At 52.6% G+C, this 18,497-nt stretch carries 17 protein-coding genes; 2 read left to right on the forward strand and 15 right to left on the reverse strand.

Translation table 11 applies throughout. The features are described from left to right. Positions 1 to 349 precede the first annotated feature (349 nt). Positions 350 to 1,324 carry an aldo/keto reductase gene (locus L1F29_RS26305; protein WP_258384992.1) on the forward strand — a complete coding sequence of 325 codons (975 nt, stop codon included), beginning with the start codon at positions 350 to 352 and terminating at the stop codon, positions 1,322 to 1,324. A 103-nt stretch (positions 1,325 to 1,427) separates the two neighbouring features. Here L1F29_RS26305 and L1F29_RS26310 read toward each other — a convergent pair whose 3' ends face one another. The 8 genes from L1F29_RS26310 to L1F29_RS26345 all read right to left on the reverse strand — a co-directional run bounded on the left by L1F29_RS26310 (position 1,428) and on the right by L1F29_RS26345 (position 9,940). Further along, entirely contained in the window at positions 1,428 to 1,838 is a 411-nt protein-coding gene (locus L1F29_RS26310) for a hypothetical protein (protein ID WP_258384993.1), read from the reverse strand. Then, entirely contained in the window at positions 1,835 to 3,148 is a 1,314-nt protein-coding gene (locus L1F29_RS26315; protein ID WP_258384994.1) for a hypothetical protein, read from the reverse strand. Before L1F29_RS26315 ends, L1F29_RS26310 begins: the two co-directional genes overlap by 4 nt. A gap of 209 nt (positions 3,149 to 3,357) precedes the next feature. Further along, positions 3,358 to 4,170 (reverse strand): phytanoyl-CoA dioxygenase family protein, encoded by an 813-nt coding sequence (locus L1F29_RS26320; RefSeq protein WP_258384995.1) that lies wholly within the window; start codon positions 4,168 to 4,170, stop codon positions 3,358 to 3,360. Positions 4,171 to 4,357: 187 nt separating this feature from the next. Further along, positions 4,358 to 5,158 carry an AAC(3) family N-acetyltransferase gene (locus L1F29_RS26325; protein WP_258384996.1) on the reverse strand — a complete coding sequence of 267 codons (801 nt, stop codon included), beginning with the start codon at positions 5,156 to 5,158 and terminating at the stop codon, positions 4,358 to 4,360. A 35-nt stretch (positions 5,159 to 5,193) separates the two neighbouring features. After that, entirely contained in the window at positions 5,194 to 5,871 is a 678-nt protein-coding gene (locus L1F29_RS26330) for a PIG-L deacetylase family protein (RefSeq protein ID WP_258384997.1), read from the reverse strand. A gap of 153 nt (positions 5,872 to 6,024) precedes the next feature. Continuing rightward, positions 6,025 to 7,233, reverse strand: coding sequence for a GntR family transcriptional regulator (locus L1F29_RS26335; RefSeq protein ID WP_258384998.1), 1,209 nt, complete (start codon positions 7,231 to 7,233; stop codon positions 6,025 to 6,027). A 176-nt stretch (positions 7,234 to 7,409) separates the two neighbouring features. Further along, positions 7,410 to 9,017: a family 10 glycosylhydrolase gene (locus L1F29_RS26340; RefSeq protein WP_258384999.1), complete on the reverse strand. Its 1,608-nt coding sequence runs from the start codon at positions 9,015 to 9,017 to the stop codon at positions 7,410 to 7,412. A gap of 95 nt (positions 9,018 to 9,112) precedes the next feature. Next, the gene (locus L1F29_RS26345; RefSeq protein WP_258385000.1) at positions 9,113 to 9,940 is read right to left on the reverse strand and encodes a phytanoyl-CoA dioxygenase family protein; all 828 of its coding nucleotides are present in this window, start codon (positions 9,938 to 9,940) and stop codon (positions 9,113 to 9,115) included. 140 nt (positions 9,941 to 10,080) lie between these two features. On the opposite strand from L1F29_RS26345, the gene L1F29_RS26350 reads away from it, so the two are divergent. Continuing rightward, complete coding sequence (locus L1F29_RS26350) at positions 10,081 to 10,968, forward strand: helix-turn-helix transcriptional regulator (RefSeq protein WP_258385001.1); 888 nt, start codon at positions 10,081 to 10,083, stop codon at positions 10,966 to 10,968. A 92-nt stretch (positions 10,969 to 11,060) separates the two neighbouring features. On the opposite strand, the gene L1F29_RS26355 is transcribed toward L1F29_RS26350, so the two are convergent. The 7 genes from L1F29_RS26355 to L1F29_RS26385 all read right to left on the reverse strand — a co-directional run bounded on the left by L1F29_RS26355 (position 11,061) and on the right by L1F29_RS26385 (position 18,426). Next, complete coding sequence (locus L1F29_RS26355; RefSeq protein WP_258385002.1) at positions 11,061 to 11,216, reverse strand: hypothetical protein; 156 nt, start codon at positions 11,214 to 11,216, stop codon at positions 11,061 to 11,063. A 91-nt stretch (positions 11,217 to 11,307) separates the two neighbouring features. Then, positions 11,308 to 12,678, reverse strand: a complete 1,371-nt coding sequence (locus L1F29_RS26360) for a family 4 glycosyl hydrolase (protein ID WP_258385003.1) — start codon at positions 12,676 to 12,678, stop codon at positions 11,308 to 11,310. Further along, on the reverse strand, positions 12,675 to 13,634 hold the full coding sequence (locus tag L1F29_RS26365; RefSeq protein WP_258385004.1) for a carbohydrate kinase family protein: 960 nt from the start codon (positions 13,632 to 13,634) through the stop codon (positions 12,675 to 12,677). The genes L1F29_RS26360 and L1F29_RS26365 overlap by 4 nt, the downstream gene beginning before the upstream one ends. 25 nt (positions 13,635 to 13,659) lie before the next feature. Next, positions 13,660 to 14,688 (reverse strand): LacI family DNA-binding transcriptional regulator, encoded by a 1,029-nt coding sequence (locus tag L1F29_RS26370; protein WP_258385005.1) that lies wholly within the window; start codon positions 14,686 to 14,688, stop codon positions 13,660 to 13,662. Between the two features lie 75 nt (positions 14,689 to 14,763). Continuing rightward, positions 14,764 to 15,648: a CehA/McbA family metallohydrolase domain-containing protein gene (locus L1F29_RS26375; protein ID WP_258385006.1), complete on the reverse strand. Its 885-nt coding sequence runs from the start codon at positions 15,646 to 15,648 to the stop codon at positions 14,764 to 14,766. 24 nt (positions 15,649 to 15,672) lie between these two features. Then, on the reverse strand, positions 15,673 to 16,581 hold the full coding sequence (locus tag L1F29_RS26380; RefSeq protein WP_258385007.1) for a carbohydrate ABC transporter permease: 909 nt from the start codon (positions 16,579 to 16,581) through the stop codon (positions 15,673 to 15,675). Positions 16,582 to 16,689: 108 nt separating this feature from the next. Then, positions 16,690 to 18,426, reverse strand: coding sequence for an extracellular solute-binding protein (locus L1F29_RS26385; RefSeq protein WP_258385008.1), 1,737 nt, complete (start codon positions 18,424 to 18,426; stop codon positions 16,690 to 16,692). Between the last annotated feature and the right edge of the window lie 71 nt (positions 18,427 to 18,497).

Below are 18,497 nucleotides of genomic sequence, written 5' to 3' on the forward strand. Positions count from 1 at the left end.
CAAACTTCCTATGTTTTCTTCTATGTATAGACCTGCTACTACCATTGTTACCCCTTAAGCGCAGCTTTAGATCGCCAGCCGCCTAATAATTTAATAACAACCTACAAAATACAACATTCTCCATCCTACCTGTGTAACACAACTACGTCAAGTTTGCTCCACAATACGTCTATGCCGCAGAGACAGGCGGTTAACGCTTCTATCATCGTGCCAAGCCGCTATAGTAGAGGGAAGTAGCTATCCATAGACACATTACGTATCAAATATTTCACTACTTTATGCATGCGGCTGGAAGCGTCTATAATAAAACTGCTTTCCTAATTCTATCTATCGGAGGTTTATTGCACTCATGAAACCATATCCATTACAGAAACGCGGGATCTCCGCAAGCCAGCTCGTCCTGGGATGCATGAGGCTTGGCGGCGGCTGGGATCAAAGCCCGCTTACCGCCGAGCATTATAAACAAGGGCATGAAGCCGTCGATGCCGCCCTCGAAATCGGCATTAATATGTTTGACCATGCCGATATTTATGCCGCCGGCAAAGCGGAGCGGGTATTCAGCCAGGTGCTGAAGGAGCGGCCGGGGCTTCGCGAGCAGGTGCTGATTCAATCCAAGTGCGGCATCCGCTTTCAAGAGGGTCCCGATCACCCGCACCGGTTCGATTTCTCGGAAGCGCACATTCTTCGCAGCGTCGACGGGATTCTGGAGCGGCTGGGCACGGAATACATCGATTTCCTCCTGCTGCATCGTCCCGACCCGCTGGTCGATCCGGAAGAGGTGGCCAGTGCCGTTCACCGCTTGAAAGCCTCGGGCAAGGTCCGCTGGTTCGGCGTATCCAATATGGGCCAAGGCCAAATCAAGCTGCTGCAGGCCTATTGCGACGAGCCGTTCATCGTCAATCAGCTGGAGCTGAGCCTGCTTAAGAACGGCTTCATCGAGCAGGGAATCCACATCAATCAGGATGCCGCCCGCGACAGCATATTCCCCGAAGGGACGCTGGAATACTGCAGGCTGGAGAACATTCAACTGCAGTCCTGGGGGCCGCTTGCACAAGGCGTATTCTCCGGAGGCTCCTTGGAAGGCCGCGACGAGAATACCGTGAATACGGCCAAGCTTGTCCATGAGATGGCCAAGCAGAAGGATACGACACCGGAAGCCATTGTGCTCGCCTGGCTGACAACGCATCCGTCCGGTATCCAGCCCGTCATCGGCACGGTCAATCCGGAACGGATTCGCGCTTGCAAGGACGCGGCCACGCTTCGTCTTACGCGCGAGGAATGGTATAAGCTGTACACGAGCCAGCGCGGACGCAACATGCCGTAAGCCGGCATAACGAGAGAAGGGAGGGGTCCTGGGGCCCCTCCTTTCCCTTTTTCTCCAGACCCTTTCCATTAGCTGCTGCCAACGCAACATGATCGTCATGGGGTTAAGGAGCCAGAAAGTAAGGCGGAGGCGCGGTTTGCTCCTGATCACCCAGTCCTTTCTGCTCGCCGGTATCCCAGACCGCAAGCCTTTGTCCATCTGCCCAGCCGAGAAGAAACCCGACGCCGACCCAATCCGCCGAATCATTCTGCGCATCGATCAGCCATATCCCGTACTCCGCCGTCTGTACGGCCATGTACCGAACCTTCTCCAGCGATGGCTGCGGCAGAATACGTATCATTTCTACCGAATTCCCAACCTCGCGCCGAAGAAGATCTGCGGCAGCCTCGGGCAGTTCAAAGTCTTTCACCTTGCGCACGGTGCCTTTATTCACATCGATGATCGCCTTCCCCCTGACCATGTCTCCCATGCCGACAAGCGGAGCCGCTACCGTGCTGTTATCGTTCCAGCTCATAGGTAACCGAACAGAAAGCCGTCGCTATGGGACATGAAGCCAGCATCCGGCCATCGCTTCAGCTTCTTGCCGTTCGTATCGAGAACGACGAGGTCGGCCATCGGCCCCATGAATTCATCCGATGCCACGAGAAGCCCGATGCGCTTGCCATCCGGCGATGAAGCAACACCGTAGACAGGCTCGGGCGAATCATACAGCTTACGCGCCTTGCCCGCTCTCCAGGCCACTTCATACAGGGTGCGGTTGCCATACACGGCATAAGTCTTATCCGCGTGAAACCGGTCGGAGAACAGAAGCTCCCCGCCATAATCATTGCCATACGGTTTCCCGTGGTCCGGCCATTCCTTCACTTGAATCGTATACGGACTTCCGCCATCTATTGGAAGCAAGGAATGACTCCCCTGCTTGCCATGGACAAGTACATATGGCAGCGTCCCTGCTTTCTCTTGAACCTGCACAGCCTGCACCAGCGGCGTGTCCTGCGCTGAAGTTACCTGCTCCGTCCCTTCTAATGCATGGATCAAACGTATCTGATTCTGCTTGGGCGGCACAGTCAGCTGAACCGTATTCCGATACGGCTGTGAATCGTCTGCATATGATTCGCCTGAAGTCGTGTGCGCGGCGTCTAACCGAAACCGTACAGATTCGCCCGCTTCCAGCCCGTTCGTACGGATCACGAAACGGCGGCGGTCATCGTTCCAATCCATTTCATAGCCGAACGGCAGCCCGCCATCAATCTCAATCAAACGAAGGGAAGCCTCCATAGATTCACGAACCGATTTACGAGAAATCTGCCGGTTGGATTCCACGACGATCGCGCCGCTCTCCTGATGCAGTTGGATATATAAGTACGGGGCCTGCTGCCTTGAGGCATCAGGCGATACGCCGTAGAATCGCTGGATTAAGCTGCTGGAGATGCTCCATACATCGCTCCGCTCAGCGCTGGATTCCGAATAAATCTTACCGCTTAAGCTGGATGCCGCCTCCCGCAGGTCATTGATGTAATAGGTTTTTGACCTATTCTCGCCCTTCATCTCGACACGCAGCAGCGTTCCAACGTATTCAGGATCGTCGAAATAGGATGGTTTGGCCGTCTTTAACTCCGTCAGAATACCGGCGATCTCGGCAGAATCATCAATAGATGCAATGCGCGCCGACGTTTTGTCATCGAAAATCTGTATCGACTCGATACCCTTGATGGCGGGAAACGCAGCCGGCTTATCATCCGGACGCACATTGTTATTCACGCAACCGGTCAAGGCCAATAGCAGGAAGCCAAGCAGTAAACGAAAAGCAAACTTACTTCTCATCGCTCCATCCCACCCATTCGTTTCCTATACCTCATTAGACGATTGAAAGAGGAGAAGGTTGCATGGCAGCATCGAAGAACCACAGAGCTGTGCAGCTTTTGTACGTACGCGCGGCGCCTTGGGATGAAGGAATTCCAGCTGGAAGATCCAAAAAAAAAGTCCAACAAGCAGCAGCTGCTGCTTGTTGGACTTCATAAGATGATTCGTCGTTAATGCGGGTATGCGACTTCGAATTCCATGCCGCAAGGACCGCCGCCGGTGCTGTCTTCCCGTTCTGCAATCGTTCCGTCCGCCCGGTAGAGAGGCTTGTAGCCGCCTGAGATATGGGTAGCCGATTCGTTGGCATAATGGCAGATGAAGGCTCTGCGGAACCGGTCCTTCGACTTGTTGCGGTAAGAGCCGTGAATAAGGTTGCCGTTGAAGAACAGCACATCTCCCTTATCCATTATTGCCGGGATGGCTTTACGGTCCTTCGGCGGTTTCACGTAATGCGTGGTGAACGATTCATTCGCATCCGCCAGATCCGGGCAGGCGATTTCGTGTTCGTTCGTCCTCGGCACGATCAGCAAGCCGCCGTTCTCTTCATCCGCCGCATCGACAGCCGTCCACGCAGCAATACAGTTGCCCGGCTCGACCTGCAGATAGAAGTTGTCCTGATGGAGCGCCTGGCCGCGTGAGCCTGGCGGCTTATAGTAAAACATGCTCTGGGCAGCCAGCACGCCTTCGCCAAACAGATCCTCCAGAATATCCATCACCGGCTTGTGCAGCATATACTTCATCGCGGCTTCGTTGAAGCGGTGAGGGTGCATAACACGGGGATAACGCTTCAGCGGATCTTCGACGCCTGAGGGGCTGAGGTCCGGTTCGAAATAGCCCGGAATCGTCTGTTCGCTCATGACCTCGAAGGTGCTCTCGATGACGGCAAGATCCTCCTGCGAGAACAGCCCCTTCACAATCACATAGCCTTCGGTATCAAACAATCGCTTCTGCTCTTCCGTAAGTGTTCGCAACGTATTCGACATATGGAATCCTCCTATTAATTTAAGGATGAGTTCGTGCTTAATTAACCTCAGTATAGGAGTTTACGGCGCTAAATTGAATGAACAAAGATGCTAAATATTCATGCGATTCTGCTATTTGCTTTCTTCGCGTTTGCACTTAGGGCTGTCGCCTTCTTCCGTGTTCAGCCAAGCTCTGCCCTGTTACCTGTCACCGGTTAGCCTCCAGCCACCGTACCGCATAATCTACGAGATCTCTTTGTCTGGCCAGCAGCGTGTCCGCCCCCGCAACCTTGCCCCGCAGGAATAGCCCTGTTTCCCGCTCGAATGCATTTCCCAGGACGGCGAAATCGTCGGAGTCGAAGTCCACGTCTTGGAAATCGATCCATGACCGGACGCCATCCTGCTGCACCGGTGCCTTGCAAACCTGCTCCTTCTTCGACTTGAAGCCGGCCCGATACTCGGCAAGATGCAGCGACGTATTGTTCGCATGCCCTACGCCGAGGAGAAGCACCCAGCCGTCAACATCATAAATACGAGCAAGCGGGGAGTGCTCTCCTAGCGAATAAGCGAGTGAATGCTTGTCCGTAATCGTGCGGGCATGCTTCCCCCAAGCGGCGAAGGATACCTGCGGATGGCTGCTTCTGAAGACGCCCTGCTGCTTGCGGAAGCATTCGGCAATAATTCCCATTCCGTAGGTCGGCGTCAGATCCGGATCAAAGGCAGGCATCTGCTCGCGGATGGTCTTCCACCACGATTCGCGAACAGGCGGATTCGCCCATCCGGACGGGTCGGACAAATCGCCGGTATGTGCCGGCATGACGAGCGTCCCACTCTCCCCCAGCACCTCTTCCAATGCGAGAATAACCGCAACCGGGCCGCCTGCCACCCACTGCCCAAGCGACTTGAACGAAGCGTGTACGATCACCGTCATACCCGGTCGCAGCCCTAGCCGAACGAAATCCTCTTGCAACGATGCGGTCGTTATTAACGTCCCTTGTATTTCCTGCATATCCGTTTCACCTCTTAGCTTCTCCTTGCGCGCCTCTAGCTGCGCTTCCAGCCTGTGACGAACATTTCGTATTTGCGATCCTCACGAGGCTGATCCAGGCTGCCAAAGTGGTGATTGATCGAATACTTCTGCGAATCATGCGCACGCAGCGCCGCAGCCTTGGCATCCCAATATGGAGCCGTCTCGACAATCAACTCAGGGGCTTGTCCTCCCCCTTCGGCTTTATTGAAGTAACCGTAGTACATCGTGTGTACGGTCGGACACTTCAAGCCTGTTACGGCTGCTGTCGCGGCGCGCGAGATCGCAACATGATCGGGATGCCCGTTGCCCCCGTCCAGCGGAAACGTAAATACGACTTCAACCTCATGCTTCTGCAGGAATGCTTCGATCCGGGAGATCAGCTCCCGGTCATCTGCCTCGCCCAGCTTGCCATCCGGATATCCGAGCTGCTCGACGACAGACAAGCCGAGCACTTGAGCCGCTTCCGCCATCTCATGATCACGGATTGCCCCAAGCTCCTCGCGCGTAGCATGAGCATAATCTCCGTTCTTAAAGCCTGCATCTCCGCGCGTAGCAACGAGAAGGACAGGATCCCCTCCCGAGTCCGCCAGTCGGCGGATTACAGCCGCGCTCATAAACGTCTCGTCATCCGGATGCGCGTAGATGAAGCCTGCTTTTATCCCATTAAGTTGATTCAAATGCTGATTGCTCATAACCTGTCATCGCCTTTCTATTCCTGATGAGCTTCCTGTGTTCTATTATGAGCGAAATAGAAGTCAATCACAATTCACCTATAAACCAGCTAAACAACAAAGAGGCTGCTCAAAACAAATCTCTTGAGTCAACCCCTTCTCTGTGCTCCTATACTACAATTTACGGACGATCGGGCCGGTCGTCTTACGCTCGATGAGCTCGGGCCGGATCAGCGTCTTGCTGAATTTAATCTTGCCTTCTTCCCCGCCTTGGATGACGCCGAACAGCTTGTTCGCCGCCTGATAGCCCATATCCTGTTCATACTGCTTGATGTGGGTAAAAATACTGAATTCCTCTACAATCGACGTCGGATCGTCGAAGGTCACAATCGACAGATCCTCCGGAATGCGCAGACCCGCTTTCTCCGCCATTTGGTAGATATAGACGCCGAGTCTTCCGTTAAGCGCAATATAGGCCGTAGCCATCCTGTTGCGAATATACCGGTATAACGGATGGGATTCGTTATTATCCATCTCGCTCAAATCAAAACCGTTAATGATATGAGCGGGATTGATCAGTTCGCCCTTTTCCTTAAGCGCTTGTATATAGCCTTCGGTTCGCTCCTGCACCGTAACGGTCTGCAGAGGGGAGTCCGAGCAGAGCGCAATCTCGCGATGGCCGTAATTCCATAGTAGATCGACGGCAAGGCTCGTACCCAGCCGACCATCGGAAGCAATATAGTTCGTCTCGACGCCGGGCAGGTAACGGTCGATCAGCACGAACGGAAATCCGTTTAACTTCATGGTTAAGATTTCCTCGTTGTAGCGCTCTTCGTCTACAGGGAAGATCAGCATGCCTTCTACCCCAAGGCGCATAAGCGTCTTGATCGCTTCCTTCTCTTTCTCCAGCTTGCTGCGGCTTAGAAGGATCATGCTCCGGTAGCCCTTCTCGTCCATCGCTTTCTCAATACCCTTAATGATGCGGATGGCAAAATAATCATCGATCGAAGGCATCACGATTCCGATTAATCCGCTCTTGACAGCCCCGCTCTTCAACATCTCCGGCTTATCCGCCGCTGGGTAGGAAGAAGCCGCTGCTGCAACCGGCCCGCCAAGCCCAAGCGGATGAGTATCGCCGCTTTCTTCTTCCGAGGGAATCGTTTCGCTGACGAAGCTCCCGCGTCCCGGAACGCGGGTAATGATCCTTTCGTTAGCCAAACCGGTTAGCGCATTGACCACTGTAATCTTGCTGACGTTGAAGCGATCCATCAGCTCCTTCTCAGTAGGAATCCGGTCCCCTGTCTTTAGTCCTTCCGAATTGATCAGCTCGCGTACATATTCTTGAATTTTTTGATAAAGGGGGATACGATCGGTTGAACTCATTCTCTCACCATATTCTTGCAAGATTTGTTATGTATAATATATATTTTTAACGGTGGATAATCAAGGACAATAGTCTCGTTCTCTGCAAGTTCTCCCCGTTCAGATTCATATAAAAGAGCGCGGAACTCCCTGATGGGCTAGTCCCGCGCTTCTTTATTGTCTATATTGTGAATATTCTATAGGATGCTTAAGTAGAATGTCCTCAACGCTTCTATTATGCCGAGCGGGTTTCTCCGCAAATCTTTGGCGCTGAAGAATACATCGCCTTTGATCTCCGGGTACTTCTTGTTATACATCAGCTGATTGATGATTTCCTGGGAGGACTGCCAGCCGGCTTCCGTCGTTCCCAGCTTGTACGGGGAATGGCCGATATACAGGTCAACCCCTGTACCACGCACCTCCTGCACCCACCAATCTACCAGCTTATCGTAACGCGCCGCGGAGAATGACAGGCTCCAATAGATTTGGGGAGTCACGTAATCGATCCAGCCTTGTTTAATCCATGTCCGGACGTCTGCGTACATGTTGTCATATGCGGTGACGCCTGCCTTGGTATCCGAGCCTGTCGCATCGACCGATTGGTTGCGCCACACCCCGAAAGGGCTAATGCCGAACCGGATGTTCGGATTGACCGAATGAATCGATTCGCCCAATTGCTGAACGAACGAATTGATATTATCCCGGCGCCAGTCGCCGATCGTCAGCCCGTTCGGATTATACGCATTGAAAGCCGCTTCGTCCGGGAAGGCTCCGCTGGAGGGGTAGAAATAATCGTCGAGATGAACGCCGTCAATGTCATAGCCGTTAACGACCTCCATGATCGTATCGATAATATGCTGCCGCGCCTCCGGGATACCCGGATTAATATAAGGCTTGCCGCCGGAACTCACGATCCACTCCGGATGGAGCTTCGACACATGATTGGCCGCAAGCGTATCCGTCTTGGCATCTACGCTTGCGCGGAAAGGATTGAACCATGCATGGAACTCCATCCCGCGCTTATGCGTCTCTTCGATCATGAAGGCCAGCGGATCATAATCCGGCGCCTTCCCCTGCGTACCCGTCAGAAACTTGGACCAGGGCACTAGCGCGGATGGATACAGCGCATCTCCTGCAGGACGCACCTGTACGAAGACGGCATTCAGACCGATCCCCTGCAGCTCATCCAGCAGTGTGATAAATTCTTCCCTCTGCTGATCCGATTTGCCATATGAGCCTGCAGTCGGCCAGTCTAGATTGTAGACCGTCGACACCCATACGCCATTCAACGTTTCTCCATTCCCGCTTCCGCCGCCCGTACCCGGGTTGACCGGCACATTGTTCACCGTCAGGAGCGTGATGATATTCGTTTTCGGTTCCCAGTTCACCAATAAGCCAAGCTGCTCTCCGACGAAACGCAGCGGAACCATCGTCCGGCCCGCTCTGGCCTGAACGGATGCGTCCAAGGCGACATTGCTGCCGTTAACGACGGCATAGCTGCGTCCGGTCGTCATCGTTATCGTCGTGCTGGCATTGCTGATCGTCACCGTCTTCGTTTGCTGATTCCAATCCACGCCCGCTCCGAGCCCTTCGCTGATGACGCGAAGCGGGACCATAGTTACATACTGTTTAGGAATAACATAAGGCGATACGTCGCTATTAAGCTTCTCCCCATCCAGATAGATGGCGATATCCGCCGAGCCCGACGATACGGCAGCCTCCGCCTTGCCTGCTCCCGCCGGAATTGCCGCTGCGACGAATACTGCCAGCAGCATGAGCTGCGCCAACCACTTGCCGAATTTCATCGTAATAAGTCCTCCTAATGCCGGTTTGTTAAACATGTCCAGCAATTAAGACGCTTGTTACGGCTGCTTTGTTGCGATATATTTCTTATCTGCCCTTAAATTGCCTTCCCGAACACGACCGGGAAGTGACTTCCGGACATCAGTTCTCCAGGCTTTACATTGACAAATTGGTGCATCGGATGGTTCGCTGAAGGCTCATAGCGCGTATGGCCCGGCATATAGTGGACGGCAATCGCTCTGCGGTGCATCTCCGAACGGTTATGCGGGCTGCCATGCCAGGTGAGCGAGTGATGGTAGCCGACCTGCCCCTTCTTAATCTCGAAAGGAACGGCTTCCACAACGGCGCCCTCCGGCAGCAGCTCCGGATTTTTGTGGTAAGGCTTAAAGTCTTTCGTAGAAGCCAGATGCTTCTGATGGTCGCCCCACTTATGGCTGCCAGGCACCATCCACATGCAGCCGTTCTCGATGACGGCATCGTCCAGCGCTACCCAGGCGCTGACCAGATCGGCCGGCTGAATGATCGGCCACAGCGGATGATCCTGATGCCAGCCCGTCGGACCGCCCGAGACCGGTGGCTTGTATTGAATTTGGTCATGCCATATCCGAAGCGTATCGGTATTGCTGCAGAGCTGCGAGATCTCTTCCGTAATGATCGGGTGAGCCGCATGTTGATAGAACTTTTCGCTTGCCATCCATATATTTACAATCTGAACAACCCGCTCCGTGACCGTCATTTTCATATCGTCATACAGCGAACCGCCATCCAGCATGTTGTGATTCAATACGGGCTTCTTCACCGTCTTGCCTTCCATAACGAGAGCCAGCTCTTCACGAAGCTCTTCAACCTCATCGTCGTTCAACACGACGCTCCCCTTCAAAAAACCGTTCTTTTCAAATTCTGCCAGCTGCGCTTGCGTCAACATTAGCTTGCACTCCTTTTCCAGAAGGAATAAGATTTTGGTAACACTTTCACAATAAACGAAAAAGCATGTCGCGTATTTAGATAAACGCAAACTCGATTTACACTTTTGCAAGATATGCAGCTTTCGGGGGAGGACTGCCTATGCATATGGGGAATTTAATCGACTTGACGCCGACGGTAAACTTTGCGACTAGGCAGACTTCCGAGCCCGGCGAATACTGGGGGGCCCGCATTATTCCGGATTGCCAGCTCATCTACGTGTTATCCGGGGAAGTACAGCTCCTGCTCGGCCCGGGCCGTTATTCCGTCCAGCCTGGAGAATGCGTCTTCTACGGTCACAACAGTCCGCATATTCTGACCAGCGTCCGCCATTCTACGTTTTACAGCCTGCACTTCGCATGGCATGCGTCTTCATCACATCCGGTTCATCCGGCCTATCATCTTAAAGATGTACGGGAATCGGAGATGAATCGTCCGCCCGAGCCCTACAGCGTGACGATCGAAGGCCGCGGCGACATCGCCATCCCGCACCACTTTGTGCTCAGCAGCGGCGTGGAGCCTATAATGGCCAGAATCGTGAAGGCTTATCAGCAGCCGGACGACTGGGGGGCCTCCTTCGCCATGCGGGCGCTTCTTATGGAGCTGCTGCTGACGATCATAAGAACGGTCACGGAGCAGACGATCGGGGAGATGGAGAGCAAGATCGAGCATGCGCTGCAGGCCATGAGGGAGCAGCCGACGAATAACTGGTCCGTAGCGGAGCTTGCGCGGTTATGCGGGTACCACCCGAGTTATTTTGCCAAGCTGTTTGCCGAACAGACGGGCATATCGCCCAAGCAATATATCATCTCCGAGCGGATCAAGCTCGCGAAGCTGGCTCTCTTGAAGGGCGAATCGATTGAAGCTGTCGCCGAACAGCTCGGCTATACAAGCGTCCACTATTTCAGCAATAATTTTAAGAAGGAAACCGGGCTCACGCCGAGCGAATTCCGCCAGATGCCCGGCCGCATGAACCGCGAACGCATATAAGAGCCTTTCCAGCATAGACTGGAAGGCTCTTATTGATTGTTATCGAATTCCACAAGCAGCAGCTATCGGCCGTACATTCATTACCAAACGCCCTAGCCCATCGCCCGTTCCGCCACCAGGACGGCAAGCAGCCTTGCGCCATATCCCGCTGCGCCGGGAACGGGATACGCTTCCGCGGCGGATGCTTCCTTCAGGCCCGCCATATCGATATGCATCCAGCGCTGGGACGAATCGACGAACGTGCGCAAGTACAGGGCAGCGGTAATCGCGCCGGCTTCGCCGACGCGGCTTATGTTGTTCCACTTAGGCTGCGTATTCAGCTATAAAACAATAAGGGCTTTATGTCCACTCTCCCAAGAGCTCGCGGTATGCTTTCATATAATCGTCAACGAGAACCTTCGCAAGCGAATAGGAACTAACGAGCGGGTGAACCATGAGCGCCTCAACCGCTAATTCCCGGGATTGATGCCGCACCGCTTCCACGGTCAGACGCTCGAACCGCTTCACGGTCTTCATGAGCAGGTACATATTTTCAGGCACTTCGCCGATCTTGACCGGCTTCGCACCATTCCCGTCAACGACGCATGAAACCTCCACGACATCGTCATCCTCAAGTCCGTCTATGCTTCCTGCATTGGGCACGTTGAGGACGATGTCGCTGCGCCCGCCGGTCTGAAGCGATGCAACATAATCAAGCATAACGCCGGCATAGCCGAGCGAATTCGGAAGCTCCAGCTCCCCCTCCTGCGCTAGCTGCTTCGAACCGGAGTTCGTCTCGATCGCCATATACGAGGCTTCGCGTTTCTGGGTGTAATAGAGATAAATTTGCAGCGCTTGATTCGGATTTCCGGCGATGTCGGTCTCTTTCAACGCCGCAATCATATCCTTATTGTTATGTGCGATCATTTGACCGCGGGTCATGCCGGATCTGTTAATATTATCGAGGGCCTGTTCACGATGGTAATAATAATAGAGATATTCGTTAGGAAGATAGGGGAGCGTCCGCATCAGATCAATGTCGAACATCTTGAACTCTTCCACTTGTGCGACGAATGACGCGTCATTCTTCAGCCGAGCCAGTATATTATCGCCTTTGTAAATAACCTTGCTCACCCAAGACAGATGGTTCAGGCCGAAGAACTCAACGTACAACTCCTTCGGATCAACACCCATCGCTTGCGCCATGCGCAGCTTCGTATGGCTCGGAGTGTCGCAGATGCCGATCACGCGGTCGTAGCCCGCGCTTCGCAGCGCCTGCGTCACGAGTCCCGATGGATTCGAGAAATTGAAGATCCACGCTTGCGGTGCAAGCTCCTTGGCCAGCTCGCAATAATGCATCAGAACAGGGATGGTGCGAATGGCCATGGAGAATCCGGCCGGTCCCGTCGTTTCTTGTCCAATCACCCCGCGGTTCAAAGCAATCTGCTCGTCGGTATACCGGGACATCTCCTTGCCGACGCGGATCGTCGTGACGATATAGTCCGCGCCAGACAGCGCATAACGGATATCGGTTGTTGTACGGAGCTTCAGATTAACACCGCTCTGTGCAATAACGATCTTGCACAGCTGGCCGATAATGTGCAGCTGCTCTTCATCCGTATCATGCAGCACCAGATCCGTAATCCCCGCTTCCTCCGCCTTAAGCGTCAAGCTCTTCGTGAAAAGGACGGCCCTGACGCCGCCCCCGCCGATCAACGTTAATTTCTTCATCCTCTAGCCTCCTCTTGAAGCGCCGAAGCATCCGTATGTCCGGCAATAAACCGCAGCATGGCCTCATGGTCCAACGTTCCGGTGCTTCCGCCATAAGCGCTGACGGACAAGGCTCCGCATGCATTGCCATAAACGAGACACTCCGCAGGCTCTTTGCCCGTCAGATAGCCATAAATATAGCCTGCGTTGAAGGAATCTCCCGCTCCCGTCGTATCCCGCGCCTCTACCTGGAATCCAGGATGATAAATCCGCTTGCCGTCCACAATGGCCATAGCACCCTTAGAGCCAAGCTTCACAACGACATGCTTGCCATGCCGGGCCAGATGGGTGATGGCCTCCTCCACGGTTGCGCAGCGAGTGTAGTGCATGGCTTCCGTCTCATTCATGAAGAACACGTCGATCTGCGCAGCCAAGTCGAGAATACCTCTGTACCATTCACCGGTATCGTCCCAGCCGGTATCGAAAGAAAGCGTGACGCCCAGCTTCTTCAGCTCCATGACCGTTTCCATGTAATCCGCATGGTTCGCGCTCCCCTTGTAGCAGGTCAGATGGACATGGCGCCCTTCGGCAACGCTGCTGCGATCGAGCTGCCGCAGGCTCAGCTGCGCGTTCGATCCCGCATAGGTAATGAATGAACGATCCTTCTCGGGATGCAGGGCAATGGAGATTCCCGTATTGGCCGTCTGGCTCAAATTGATATAACTGGTATCGATACCATACTGCTCGAATTGCTTCATCAGGAAGCGACCATAGTAGTCGTCGCCGAGAATGCCGTTGAACGCAAGCTTCAAGCCGAGCTTGGCGAGGGACAGGCTGAACAGGGCTGCTCCCCCGCCGAGATGCGTCATGATGTTGTCTACGAATATTTCCTGGCCAGGCAGCGGGGGCCGGTCATAGCCGACAACGACTAAATCAATATTCACATCCCCTATGACAATTGCATCGAATTTTTTCAAAGCATTCTCCTCTTCTCCGCATTACTTATGTTGGAAGGCCTATTTGTTCGTCTATTGCATTGCAGCTGTCGCGGATGACGAGCCGGTGTTCCATGATGATATCCCCGTCCGGACGATATGTTCCGGCAATCAGCTTCATGATCGTCTCCACCGTCAGCTTCCCCATCTCATGAATGGGCTGCTCCATCGAGGTCAGGCGCGGACGGACCAGCTCCGTCAATTGGCTTCCGTCGAACCCGATGACCGAGATGTCATCCGGAACCTTCAGCCCCCGGTCATGAATGCAGTTCATCGCGCCCAGCGCCATGTCGTCGCTCACCGCAAAGACCGCGGTCGGCGGATTAAAGCCTTCGAGCAGCTCGCTCATCAGCTGATAGCCGCTCTGCACCTTATAATCGCCGAAACGGATTAACTCATAAATAACCTTGCGCCCGTGATCGGAAAGAGCGTTGCGGTAACCCGTATAACGGTTCTGACCGGATGTAACATCCCGCATATCGCCGCCTATGAACCCGATTCTCTCATGTCCCAATTGGATCAAATACGCCGTCGCGTCATATGCCGCCTTATAATCGTCGATAATGACGGAGATGAAATTCTGGTCGGCCGGCTTGACGCTGGAGAAGATAACCGGGATTTGCAGCGCGTTAATAAAGCTTCTTATTTCAGGGTTGATCTTCTCGTGCATAATCACGATGCCTTCCACGCGCATTTCTTTGAATACGTTCAAATACTTGTATTCTTTATCGATATCTTCAATGATGTTGCACACCAGAAGATTATAGTCATTCAGGCTTGCCGTCTCTTCAATGCTGCTTAAGATCGTCGAATAAAAGCTGGAGGTCAGATCCGGTACGATGACGCCGATGAGGTTCGTTTTTTTCCGCACCAAGCTTCGCGCAATTTGGCTGGGGGAGTAGCCCAGGTCCGCAATCGCCTGATTGACTCGTTCTTTCAAATCGTCCTTGACATACTTCTCCCCGTTCAGCACGCGTGAAACGGTCGTTACAGAAACTCCCGCCCTCTTGGCAACATCCTTGATCTTTACCGCCATGTCTATCACCTGACCTTCATTCTCTACGACTCTTCCGCCGTGTTTAGTCTCGCTGTTATTCGGTCAAAAGTGAAATCAACCGATGAATAACGGCTGGGAAAATGCCCCGAAGCCCCCCTCAAGATATACCGAAATACGCACGTATTCCTCATCCCCTGCGCATTCATACTCGATTTGCTTGAATCGGCCGGTAACTTCCTTAAGCACTCTTCCATCTTTACCGAATAACGTAGCGTATTTATACATCCCATCCAGCAGTGCATTCGAACGGAAATCCGCAATGATTTTGCTGCCTTCTGTCCGAATCGCTTCGAACCCGAAGCCAGTCGATACATAAAAGCTGCCGTCCTTGATTGCGGCCGTGATCGCTTCATTCGAATTGTCCGCTGCAAGCACCATATTCCATACCCGCTTTTCCTGCCCATAGACATGGGAGTCGTCATTGCCGAATCCCCATACCTTGCGCCCTGCGGATAAGAGAGCATCCCATTTATCGAAAGCGATATCGTATTCCGGATTGCCGTCTCCGTTATAGACCTCGATACCGATGTACCTTTCCAACTTTAGCATATCTTCGACGTTCCAGTAATTAGAAAAATATCGATTCGGGTGAACAAGTACCGAAAATCCGCCATTGTCCACGGTTCGATCTGTCAAACGCTGATAGTTCGCTATCGTAAATTCATTCGAATAATCCGTCATGATCGAATGCGGCGGATTGACGAGAAGCATGTGCGTCTGTTTGCTGCTCACCTCGATCGCTTCAAAAACGGTAGGGATCCGACGCATCCCTTCGTGCTTCGTAATCAGATCATGGTCGGATATCCCCAGAAAATCATATTCGGCGTACATTTTATACACCGTTTCAAGCGGAAACCAACCGTCGCTGTTCGAGGTATGGTTATGAAACGCCCCTCTTAGCCATTGTCCCGTTTTGTCGTAAGGGTTCTTGATTTCCATCGTCAACATACCTCTTTCCCGTCATTATTCCTTCAATGATCCAATCATAACGCCTTTGGCAAAATATTTCTGTATAAATGGATAAATAAGTATGATCGGGGTGACCACGATTACGATGGTGGCCATTTTAAGCGAGTTGCCTGTCACTTGGATCTTCTCCAGCGCATCATAGTTTGCGCCTGCTGCCTGCGATAGTGTATCCCTCATCGCTTCAGCCTGCATTAGCATTTCTTGCAATAAAGTGGACAATGGCCGCAGGTTGGACGAACGCACGTAGAATGCACCCGTGAACCAATCATTCCAATGACTCACGGCATTGAATAAGGCGATCACCGCGACAACCGGGCGGCTGAGCGGCATAATGATCCGCATAAAGATGGAGAAATCATTATATCCATCAATTCGAGCCGATTCCTCGAGACTGGGATGGATCTGCTGGAAGAACGTCCGCATAATGATCAAATTCCAGGCGCTGTACAAGCTTGGGATCACGTAAACCCATATCGTATTGGTCAAATTGAGCGACTTCAGCAGCATATAATAAGGAATGATTCCCCCGCTGAACAGCATGGTGAAGAAAATAAGGAGCGTAAAAAACTTTACGCCCGGCAATGTTTTCCCTTTCAGCGCATAAGCCGCCATTGCCGTCAAAAATACGCTCGCCACCGTACCAACGACGGTTCGGAATATCGAAATGCCAAATGCCGTTCCTACATTCGCAGACATGAACACTTCTTTGAAGTTCTCCGTCGACCATGCCCTTGGCCAGAAATAGATTCCCCCCCGCTCGGCATCCTTGCCGGCATTGAAGGATAGAGCCAATATGTTCATGAAAGGAAGAATAATCGACAAGCACAAGCCTATGATCAGCAAATAAATGACGATCTTGAAAATCTTCTCTCCCACTGACAGCTTGTAAAATTCATTTCCCACCCGGTCTCCCCCTCCCGCTCCTTATGAGGGGCCGGTTTTACCCATGAGAATAAAACCGGCCACTTAAACTCCCCATACCGATGAACGAATGATATGGACGCAAACTAATTAATATTTCACTCTCGTTTTCTCATCCGCGTTCTTCTGTTCCAGAAGCTTCATGTAGTCGTCCAGGCCTGCAGCTTGCAATTGCTTCAGAGCGGAGTCCATGACTTTCTTCGCTTCGTCCAGATTCTTCGTATAGTAAGCGCGAGTCAAGCTATCATTGTAGTTATCGAGAGCGGTCTTAAGCTCGGTGCCACGGTCAAATTCACCAAGGAAGGACAGCGGCGGGTAACCGTCATTGATTTTGGCATCCTTGCGTTTGCCGTCCCAGTCAAAATATTCGATGAGACCGTTCGCGCCTGCCAGCACTTCGGGATGGACGGATTCACCAAATTCCATCTCGCCAAAGTCGGCCATGCGGTCAATATCCGTTCCACCCAGCAGCTCGCCGAAGGAATTGCCGACACCGGCAAAGCCAAGCTTCTTCGCTGCGTTCGGATCACTTGCTTTCAGATCCAGCACTTCCTGCTTCACCTTCGGATTGCCTTTCTCATCCAGCGTGTAGTCGCGGCCTTCAATACCATACTGCCACAGCAATTTACCTTCGCGGCTGGCCAAGAAATCGGCAAACTTCACGATTTCCTCCGGATTTTTCGTCGTGGACGGAATCGCCCAGCCGGAGTAGCCGGATTTGAAATCAACCTGCATTTGGTAAGGAGAGTCGGCATTATCAAGCGGGCCGATCGGGAGGTAATGCATGTCGTTGTTGAATTCTTGATAGTTGTGCATATCGCCGATAATCGCGGACGTTCCGTTCAATGCGGCTTCCGTTGCACGGCTCTCATCAATGGTGAAGAACTCCGGATGAATGAGCTTTTCTTTCAGCAGCTTCTGCACGAACTCAATTCGTTTCATAGCAAACTCGGTTTGTGCTTCGTGCAGCCATTTGCCGTCTTTATCCGGCTTAATACGCTGATCGCTGGCTCCCCACGATAGATCTGGATACAGGGCTCCGACTTCTTTCCCGCCCCAGTAGGAAGGACCGATCGGATACACCGCGTTGCCGTTCGTGTCTTTAAAGCCGCCATCCTTAATCTTTTTCGCCAATTCATAGAGCTGCTCGCTTGTCTTGATCGTACGAGGATCGACTTTGAGCGTATCCGCAATATCCTTGCGGATGAACGGGCCTCCTACATATTTACGGGTAGTAGCTCCGCCTTCTCTATTAACATTCATATGGATGAAATAGCTGGAACCGTTGAATTCGGGACGAAACATAACGCCATATTTCGTATCCAGCGGAAGGTAGTCGTCCTGCAAGTATTTGCTGAACACCTTCGTCTCTTTAATGAGCGGCGTCAAATCGGTGAACATGCCTTCACGCGCTGCTTTCAGAATGACCGACATTTCCGGACGGCCGCTGTTGTTTAAGTAGAAGGTGATAAAGTCCGGCAGGTCGCCCGAGGCAATCCCTGCAATCAAGCCGTCGATCGAGTGATCCGCTTTCATAATTTCGAGCTCGAGCTCGATGCCGGTCATATCTTTGATCTTTTGCTTAATTTCCACATTCATGTCCTCTGTGTAATCATCGGTGCCCATGAATACGAGACCTTTGATTTTGCGATCAGCAATCCAGGTAGCGGGTTTTCCGTCATCAGCCGGATTTTCCGCATTCTCGGTTTTGGTTCCGTTGTTTTCATTCTTGCCACCGTTTGCCGGCTCATTGTTCTTGGAGCAAGCCGTAAGCAATAACGCCAGAATAAGGAACACCGAGATATAAATTGACCCTTTCTTCCCCATGTACATACCCCTTTGCAAATGTTTTTATGAATAACGCCAAGTTAAGCGCTCTCACTAAGGTCTGTTCATTA

The organism is Paenibacillus spongiae, assembly GCF_024734895.1.
In the GTDB taxonomy this organism is placed as follows: Bacteria; Bacillota; Bacilli; order Paenibacillales; family Paenibacillaceae; genus Paenibacillus_Z; species Paenibacillus_Z spongiae.